We start from the raw sequence: 8,181 nt of genomic DNA on the forward strand, positions 1-8,181 counted from the left end.
AGCGTCGTCGCCATGGCGATGACGATCGGGATGTCCTTTCCTCGCGAGTGCTCGGCCTCGGGGGTGACGGAGTTCGCGCAACGGCTCGAGGCGGGCGCGATCGACGAGCTCTGGCTGGTCGAGGACTGCTTCTTCACGACGGCGCCCCCGCTGGCCGCCGCGGCGCTCGCGACGACGGAGCGCCTGACGGTGGGGCTCGGGATCCTGCCCGCCGTCGCGCGGACCGCGGCCGTCACGGCCATGGAGATCGCGACCCTCGCCAGCCTCGCCCCGGGACGGGTGGTCGGCGGGATCGGGCACGGGATCCAGTCCTGGATGGCCCAGATGGGCGCGGCGACGGCGTCACCGCTCACCACGCTGGACGAGGTCATCTCCGCGGTGCGGCGGCTGCTCCGCGGCGAGACGGTCACCTTCCAGGGCCGCGAGGTGGCGCTCGACGAGGTGCGCCTGACGCACGTACCCGACCCGGTCCCGCTCGTGCTGGCCGGCGTGGGCGGCCCGAAGTCGCTGGCCCTCGCCGCCCGGGTCGCCGACGGCGTCATTCTCGGCGGGCCGAGCACCGTCCCGCACTGCCGGGCGGCGCGACAGGCCGGCCACGACCACGAGCCCGGCTGGCAGCTCGAGACGTTGGTGACCATGGCTGTCGCCGCCGACGCCCGCGATGCCTACCGGCAGATGGCGCCGACCGTGGCCGAGCACCTGGGCTCCGTGGGGTTCCGACACCTGCCGTTCCTGGACGACCTGCGCGGGCGTCACGAGACCGACGGGCTGGCCGGCATCGTCGGCATGCCGCGCGACTGGTGGCTGCAGATCGGCGCGATCGGTACGCGGGACGACGCCGTGGAGCATCTGGCGCTGCTCGAGGCGGAGGGCGTCACCGGGGCGGCGTTCTTCCCGGCGCCGGACCTCGAGACCGCCCGCGGTCAGATCGACGACGTCATCGCGATCGCGGCGGCCCGTTGACGCCGGGCCTCATCCACCACTGACGCTGATGTCGCCCGAGCCGGTCTGGACCTCGATCTTCCGATCGGAGGTGCTCTGCTGAGGGACGTTGATGTCCGTGTCGCCCGAGCCCGTCCTGAACGCCACGGCGTAGCTCTGGTTGTTCGGCACCTTGATGTCGACGTCTCCTGACCCGGAGTGGGCGGACAGCAGGCTGGGGGCGTTGCCGAGCCGAAGTTCCATGTCCCCGCTGCCGGTGCGGGTGGTGATGCTGTCGGCGGCCGCGACGTCCCCGTCGATGTCACCCGAACCGGTCTGCAGGGACACGGTGCCCAGTCCGCCGTCGAGCTCGATGTCGCCCGACCCGGTCTTGGCCGTGACGTCGACCCCGGCAGGCACCCTGATCTCGTAGTCGATGTCGCCGCAGCCTTCGCAGTCCCCCAGGAGGGTCAGCGTGTTGCCCTCCCAGCTGGTCGCTCCCAGCGGGGTGAGCCCCCCGGCCGACCGTGTCTTGCGGGTCACCTCGACGGTACCCGGCGCGCCGCCGGTGCGGACAGTGACGTCGCCACCTCCGGTGTTGACGGTCAGGGCCGAGATCTGGTGGGTCAGGAGGTCGTGCTGCTCGACGCGCTGGCCCAGGCCCGCCAGCGCGACCGCCGCTCCGGCCCCTACCAGGACCAGCACTCCGGCCGCGGCCCCGGCGATGCGTCGAGGGTGGGTCGGTCGTCGCCGGCTCGGTGGCGCAGCGGGAGGCGGTGACGCGGGTGTCGGCGGTGACGCGGGTGTCGGCAGTGACGCGGGTGTCGGCAGTGCTGGTGCGGCCTGGGCTTCGGGGCGATCCTGGGGACCCGGCTGGGCGGGCGGCCAGACGGGACTGTCCTGCGGTCCTGACGTCGTCACCCGGTCACCACACCCTCTCCCCGTCGGTCATCGAGTGTCCCATCATCACTCCCCGGCAGCTCATGGGTGCCGGCTGGCTCGGCACAGTCAGGGTCATCCCGGATCCCTTGGGCGTTCGAGCCGCCGGTCGTCTGCCCGAGCTGTACGTCGGTGGTCGGCGCTGCGGCGGACCGGTGGACAGGAACGAGTCCGGTTTCCGCTCGGTTTGGGCCCGATGTCGGCGTTCGTTCCTGTCCGGCTGTCCGCCACTCGCGCCAGGCCGGCAGCGGTCGTCGGGGAGCTGCGGCTACGACAGCCGGGCCAGCTCGCGGTCGAGGTTGTCGCGGGCCTGACCGTCCCAGTGCGTGCGGCCGTACTCGGTGAGGTAGATCCCCTCGGCGCCGACGAGGTCGCGGAGGATCCGGGACCGGGCGACGCGGAAGAGCTCGTCCGGCACCGCCGCATACTCCTCACGCACCTGGCCGCAGTACTCGTCGAACCGCTGCTCCGGGGCGGCGAGGATCCACAGGTCGGCGTCGTGGAACGCCCGGTGCAGGGCGGAGTCGTGGCGCACCGCGTGGTCGACGGTCATCCGGACCAGCTCGACGACCGTTGCCACCGACCCGCGGTCCACGCGGACCCGGGGGAGCAGCGTCTCGGCCAGCTCGGCACTGGCCGACTCGTTGGCCCCGACGTCGGCGGAGGGCTCGTAGACCGCGTCGTGCAGCCACGCCGCCACCCGCCCGAGGGTGGCGTCCGTGTCGGACAGCTCGCCCGCGTCAGTGAGGTCCTCCAGCGCCCAGAACATCTCCACCAGGTGTCTGGTCGAGTGGTACCGGCGCTGCGGCTCGGTCCATCGTTCCAGCAGGTCGCCACCGGTGGCCGCGACCTCGAGCGGGTCGGCGCGGGGGCTCAGCGCCGTGACGTCCTGGGTCCACCACCTGATGAGCGCCGGCACGCGGCCGAGTCTTTCAGAGGCTGAGTATGCGCGTCAGAGCTCGATGAGCTGCCGGACCGCTCGCCCGGCGGCGAGCTCGTCCATCGCCCGGTTGACGTCATCGAGCCCGATCCGGGCGGAGACCAGCGCCTCGACGGGCAACCGGCCCTCGCGCCACCACTGGGCGAAGATCGGGATGTCACGGGACGGCACCGCTGAGCCGAGGTAGCTGCCGATGACCGTCCTGGCCTCGGCGACGAGCTGCAGCGGTGACACGCTCGCTCGCGCCGCCGCGTTGGGAAGACCGACCGTGACCGTGCGGCCGCCCGGGAGGGTGGCCGCCAGCGCGGCCTCGAACGCGCGCGCGTTGCCCGCGGCCTCGACGACGACATCGGCCTTCACCCCACGGCTCTCCAGCTCGGCCGGGTCGAGGGCCATCGTGACGCCGAGCTCCCGGGCCTGGTTCCGCTTGGCCTCGACCCCGTCGACCACCACGACCTCGCCGGCGCCGAGCGCGATGGCGGTCAGCGCCGAGGCCATGCCGACCCCGCCCAGGCCGACGACCATGACGCTCTGGCCAGGCTCGGGGGGCGCGGCGTTGAGGAGTGCGCCGCCGCCGGTGAGCACGGCGCACCCGAGGACCGTCGCCACCGCCGTGGTGACGTCGTCGTCCACGGCGACCACGGACCGGGTGTCCACGACCGCGTGCGTGGCGAACGCGGACACGCCGAGATGGTGGTAGATCGGACTCCCGTCGCGGCTGAGGCGGCTCCCGCCGCCGAGCATCTCGCCGGCGTTGTTGCTCGCTGATCCTGGACCGCACGGCATTCGGCCGTCGGTGGCGCAGCCGGCGCAGTGGCCGCAACGGGGGAGGAACGTCATGACGACGCGTTGGCCGACCTGGAGGTCCGTCACGCCTGCGCCGAGCTCGGTCACGCGACCGCACGCCTCGTGGCCGAGCAGCATGGGGACGGGACGAGGTCGGTTGCCGTCGACCACCGACAGGTCGGAGTGGCAGACCCCGGCGGCTTCCACCTGGACCAGCACCTCTCCGGCGTGGGGACCTTCGAGGTCCAGCTCACCGACGGTCAGTGGTCTCGTCTCCGCCCAGGGCCCGGGACGACCGACCTGCTCGAGCACCGCGCCAGTGATCCTCATGTCCGAACCCTCTCAGCGGTTTCGAGGAGCTCGCGCACCGCCGCGGGGATGGGCACGGGGGAGCGAGAGGCGCGGTCGATGTAGACGTGGACCCAGTGCCCGACGGCGGCCGGGGCGCCCTGCTCGGCGCCGAACAGGCCGAGCGCGTACGTGATGCTGCTCCGGCCCAGACGCTCGACCCGAACGCCCACGTCGAGCAGCCCCGGGTACTCCAGCTCCCGGAAGAATCGGCAGCCGGACTCGGCGACGACCCCCAGCTCGGGAAGGGCCAGGACGTCGGCGCCGGCGCCGGTGATCAGCCAGCCGTTGATCGCCGAGTCGAACAGCTCGTAGTAGACGGCGTTGTTGAGGTGGCCGTACATGTCGTTGTCCGACCATCGCGTCGTCGCCGGTACGACGACGTCGAAGTGCTTCCGGGTCAGCGTCCGTGGGTCGCGCGTCGTGGCCGCGGGGCCGTCAGCGGCGGCCGTCATGCTCTCGCCTGCCCCGCCTCCTGACGAGCGGCCTCGTCCTTACGGAGCTGCGTTCGTGGCATGAGGACCAGGGCGATCATCGAGAGCACACAGCACCCGATGATGTACCAGCTGATCCCGGTGCTGGACTTGGTGTTCTGGAGGATGGCGGCAGCGATCAGCGGGGCCGGCCCACCGGCGATGACCGACGCGAGCTGGTAGCCGATCCCTGCCCCGCTGTAGCGCAGGTTGGTGCCGAAGCTCTCCGCGATGAGCGCGGCCTGGGGGCCGTACATCATGTCGTGGAAGATCAGCGACACGACGATGCTCACGAGGACGAGCCCGGCCACCTTGGTGTTGAGCAGCCCGAAGTACGGGAAGGCGAACAGCGCCGTGCAGACGATCCCGATGCCGTACATGAGCCGGCGCCCGATCCGGTCGGAGAGGTAGCCGAAGAGCGGAACGCTGATGAACCCGACGGCGGCGGCCACCAGCGTGTAGTTGAGCAGCTCGTTCCGCTCGATCTCGAGGATCGTCGTCCCGTAGGTGAGAACGAACGTGATGAAGATGTAGAACGGCGCCTGCTCGGCCATCCGGACGAAGGCCGAGGTGAGGATCTCCATCGGGTGCTCCTTGAGCACCTCGACGAACGGCCGTTTGACGACCGCGTCGGCCTTCTTGACCTCACGGAACTCCGGACTCTCCAGCACCCGCAGCCGGACGTAGAGGCCGATGAGGACCAGGACGAAGCTCAGCAGGAAGGGCACCCGCCATCCCCAGCTGTCGAAGTCCTCGGGGCTCAGGACGCCGGTCATCAGCCGGATCATCGCCGTCGACAGGAGCAGCCCGATCGGCACGCCCAGCTGCGGGAAGCTGGCCATCAGCCCCTTGCGGTTGCTGTCACCCCACTCCATCGACATGAGGACGGAGCCGCCCCACTCGCCGCCGACGCCGATGCCCTGGGCGATCCGCAACAGGGTCAGCAGGATCGGCGCCGCGACGCCGATGGTGTTGTAGCCGGGAAGCAGGCCGATGAGGAACGTCGCCACGCCCATGAGGACGAGCGTCGTCACCAGCGTGGCCTTCCGACCCACCCGGTCGCCGTAGTGACCGAAGATCGCCGCGCCGACCGGACGGGCGGCGAACCCGACGAACAGGGTCGAGAAGGAGAGCAGGACGCCGGCGAACGGCGAGCTCCCGGGGAAGAACAGCTTCGGGAAGACCAGCGCCGCGGCGGTGCCGTAGAGGAAGAAGTCGTACCACTCGATGCTCGTGCCGACGGTACTGGCGAGTACCGCCCGGCGACGGTTGACGGGGGTGCTGTCCGTCGTTGCGCTTGCCGACATGAAAACCTGCCTCGGGATTGTCGCGAGCCGTCTGGCGAACCCCCGCCGCCCCGCGGATCGTCCTGGCCGGGTTGCCAGGCGGCCCGAGTCTTCGACGTAGGCCCGGACCTGTCAACCCGAAACGGGTTGTCAGCGCCGGTCGTGAGGATCTCCCAGGGCACCCGGAAGGTCCCTCGAGTGCACGACGGTCAGCTCCGAGACGGCTCGGGTGAGCACGACGTACAGGCGCCGCAGCCCGGTTCGCTCGTCCGGCTCGTCCGCGGCGATGACCGTGGGTTCGACCACCACGACCCGGTCGAACTCGAGGCCCTTCGCCACGGTGGCCGGGACCACGTCGACCTGGTGGTCGACGTCCCCGTGGTCGGCGCCCAGGATGCCGTGCCCGATCCCGGCCCTGGTCAGCGACGTCGAGACGGCGGTGACCAGGGAGGCCGGCGCGATCACGCCGACCGAACCCGGCTCCCCGGCGAGACGCGCCACGACCACCGCCACCTCGGCCGCGACGGCCGCCGCCGGCACGCGGACCAGGTCCAGGCGGCCCGGGTTCTCGCGGACCGACACCGGTGCACCCAGCCCCGGCGCCATCGACGGCAGCAGCCGCGCCGCGAAGTCGATCACCGTCGCCGGCACCCGGAACCCCCGGTCCAGGATCTCGATGTGGCCGTCCGGCTTCCCGAGGTGCGACAGTGACGACGCCCACGAGTCGGTCGCCCACGGCGTCGTCCCCTGCGCGATGTCGCCGAGGACCGTGGCCGAACCGGTCGAGCAGCGCCGCCCGACCGCGCGCAGCTGCATCGGCGACAGGTCCTGCGCCTCGTCCAGCACGACGTGGCCCAGGCTCGGCGTCCGCTCGAGGAGGTCGGCCAGCTCGTCGAGGAGCACCAGGTCCGCGGCCGACCACCGGGCGGCGCTCTTGGACCGCGGCGGCGTCCGCCAGCGCAGCCGCTCCTGCTCGCCGGGCGTCAGAAGCCCGTCGCCGTGTTCGGCCAGCGCCTCGGCCGACGAGAGCAGGTCGAACAGCACCTGCCGCGGGTCGAGCTTCGGCCACACCGTCGCCGCGTAGGCGCGCACCGCCGGGGACCGGGCGACCGAGTCCTGGACCCGGTCGTCCGGTGAGTCGCCACTGCGCTCCATCGCGAGCAGGACGTGGTGCGCCAGCCGCTGTGGGAGCACCAGCCGCGCCGCCTCGTAGCGGATGGTTCGCCCGCGCAGCTCCTCGAGAACCTCGGTGACGTCGTACGCGGGTACCCGCCACTTCCGGGCGCCGCGGGGCACGACCAGAGGCTCGGTGGCGGACCGGACATGGGCCCACACCACCCGCTCCAGCACCGCGGCCAGCCGCGCGTCGCCCTTGAGGACGGCCACCCCCGTCGCGTCGACGCCGCGCACTCGCGTGTCGCCGGCGACCAGCTCCTCGGCCGTGGTGTGGCGCACCTCGACCTCGCCGAGGGCGGGCAGCACCGCGCCGATGTGCTCGAGGAAGGCGCGGTTGGGACCGACGACGAGCACGCCGGACCGCAGCAGCCGGTCGCGGAACGCATAGAGCAGCCACGCCGCCCGGTGCAGGCCGACCGCGGTCTTGCCGGTCCCCGGCGCCCCTTGCACGCATACCGTCGTCGCGGCATCGGCGCGGACGATCTCGTCCTGCTCCGGCTGGATCGTGGCGACGATGTCGCGCATCGGGCCGACCCGCGGTCGCTCGATCTCGTCGACGAGGATCTGGCTGCGCCCGACGTCGCCCGCCTCGGGGGCGACGAGGTGCTCGTCCTCGTAGGCGGTCAGCCGTCCGCGGTCCACGCCGAACCTACGACGGAGCCGCACGCCCATCGGGTGGCCGCGAGAGGCCCGGTAGAACGCCCCGGAGAGGTCGGCGCGCCAGTCGATGACCACCGGGTCGCCCAGCTCGTCGTTGACGTGCCGCCGCCCGATGTACCAACGCTCCTGGCCGTGCTCCTCATGGGTGAGGTCGAGGCGGCCGAAGAACAGCGCCGTGGTGGGGTCGTCGACGAGCTGGGCGGCGCGCCGCTGCAGGGTGTTCGCCAGGAACTCGTCGGACACCCGGTCGCCGCCCGACGCTCGGGCCGACAGGGTCTTCTCGCGCATCCGCGCCAGCTCGCGACGGGCGTTCTCGAGGTATGCCTGTTCCCGGGCCAGGTCGTCGGTCACGACCGTGTCGTCAGGCATGCGAAAGGGGCCTTCCACAGGTGGCGCTCCTTCAGGGGAAGCGTCAATCTACCTGTGGAAGGCCCCAGTGGGGCAACCGGTTCCGCGAACCAGGGAAAGGCGGAACCGGTCGCCTAACCCTCAGCCGGGACGGGCGGCGAGGGTGACCTTGAGGTCCTGCTTCTGCGAGCCGCGGATGACGGTGATGGTCACCGTGTCCCCGACCTTGTGCTCGTGGATGTTGGCGACGAGCGCCTCCGAGGAGTCGATCGGCTTGCCGTCGATGGCGATGACGGCGTCCTTC

The 8,181-nt window shown here is 71.8% G+C and carries 8 protein-coding genes; 1 reads left to right on the forward strand and 7 read right to left on the reverse strand.

The window, feature by feature from the left end:
• Positions 1-12: 12 nt before the first annotated feature.
• Complete coding sequence (locus tag VIG79_RS17415) at positions 13-963, forward strand: LLM class flavin-dependent oxidoreductase (protein ID WP_331887916.1); 951 nt, start codon at positions 13-15, stop codon at positions 961-963.
• 9 nt (positions 964-972) lie between these two features.
• Here the strand turns inward: VIG79_RS17415 and VIG79_RS17420 are convergent, their stop codons facing one another.
• From VIG79_RS17420 to VIG79_RS19900, 7 genes are all read right to left on the reverse strand, one after another.
• Positions 973-1,626, reverse strand: coding sequence for a DUF4097 family beta strand repeat-containing protein (locus VIG79_RS17420; protein WP_331887918.1), 654 nt, complete (start codon positions 1,624-1,626; stop codon positions 973-975).
• A gap of 502 nt (positions 1,627-2,128) precedes the next feature.
• The gene (locus tag VIG79_RS17425; protein ID WP_331887920.1) at positions 2,129-2,779 is read right to left on the reverse strand and encodes a hypothetical protein; all 651 of its coding nucleotides are present in this window, start codon (positions 2,777-2,779) and stop codon (positions 2,129-2,131) included.
• A gap of 33 nt (positions 2,780-2,812) precedes the next feature.
• A complete protein-coding gene (locus VIG79_RS17430) occupies positions 2,813-3,916 on the reverse strand; it encodes an alcohol dehydrogenase catalytic domain-containing protein (protein WP_331887922.1) in 1,104 nt (367 codons plus the stop codon).
• Positions 3,913-4,389: a thioesterase family protein gene (locus tag VIG79_RS17435; RefSeq protein ID WP_331887924.1), complete on the reverse strand. Its 477-nt coding sequence runs from the start codon at positions 4,387-4,389 to the stop codon at positions 3,913-3,915. The genes VIG79_RS17430 and VIG79_RS17435 overlap by 4 nt, the downstream gene beginning before the upstream one ends.
• A complete protein-coding gene (locus VIG79_RS17440; RefSeq protein WP_331887926.1) occupies positions 4,386-5,714 on the reverse strand; it encodes an MFS transporter in 1,329 nt (442 codons plus the stop codon). Before VIG79_RS17440 ends, VIG79_RS17435 begins: the two co-directional genes overlap by 4 nt.
• A 129-nt stretch (positions 5,715-5,843) precedes the next feature.
• Positions 5,844-7,898: an ATP-binding domain-containing protein gene (locus VIG79_RS17445; protein ID WP_331887928.1), complete on the reverse strand. Its 2,055-nt coding sequence runs from the start codon at positions 7,896-7,898 to the stop codon at positions 5,844-5,846.
• Between the two features lie 120 nt (positions 7,899-8,018).
• Positions 8,019-8,168 carry a PDZ domain-containing protein gene (locus tag VIG79_RS19900; protein WP_414672650.1) on the reverse strand — a complete coding sequence of 50 codons (150 nt, stop codon included), beginning with the start codon at positions 8,166-8,168 and terminating at the stop codon, positions 8,019-8,021.
• Positions 8,169-8,181: the final 13 nt, after the last annotated feature.

Source organism: Lapillicoccus sp., from assembly GCF_036559105.1.
Lineage (GTDB): Bacteria > Actinomycetota > Actinomycetes > Actinomycetales > Dermatophilaceae > Lapillicoccus.

Excerpts from the sequence above, each read along its gene's own strand:
- VIG79_RS17415 (WP_331887916.1), top strand. The coding sequence starts at position 13 with ATGGCGATGACGATCGGGATGTCCTTTCCTCGCGAGTGCTCGGCCTCG.
- VIG79_RS17440 (WP_331887926.1), bottom strand. The coding sequence starts at position 5,714 with ATGTCGGCAAGCGCAACGACGGACAGCACCCCCGTCAACCGTCGCCGG.
- VIG79_RS17435 (WP_331887924.1), bottom strand. The coding sequence starts at position 4,389 with ATGACGGCCGCCGCTGACGGCCCCGCGGCCACGACGCGCGACCCACGG.
- VIG79_RS17430 (WP_331887922.1), bottom strand. The coding sequence starts at position 3,916 with ATGAGGATCACTGGCGCGGTGCTCGAGCAGGTCGGTCGTCCCGGGCCC.
- VIG79_RS17445 (WP_331887928.1), bottom strand. The coding sequence starts at position 7,898 with ATGCCTGACGACACGGTCGTGACCGACGACCTGGCCCGGGAACAGGCA.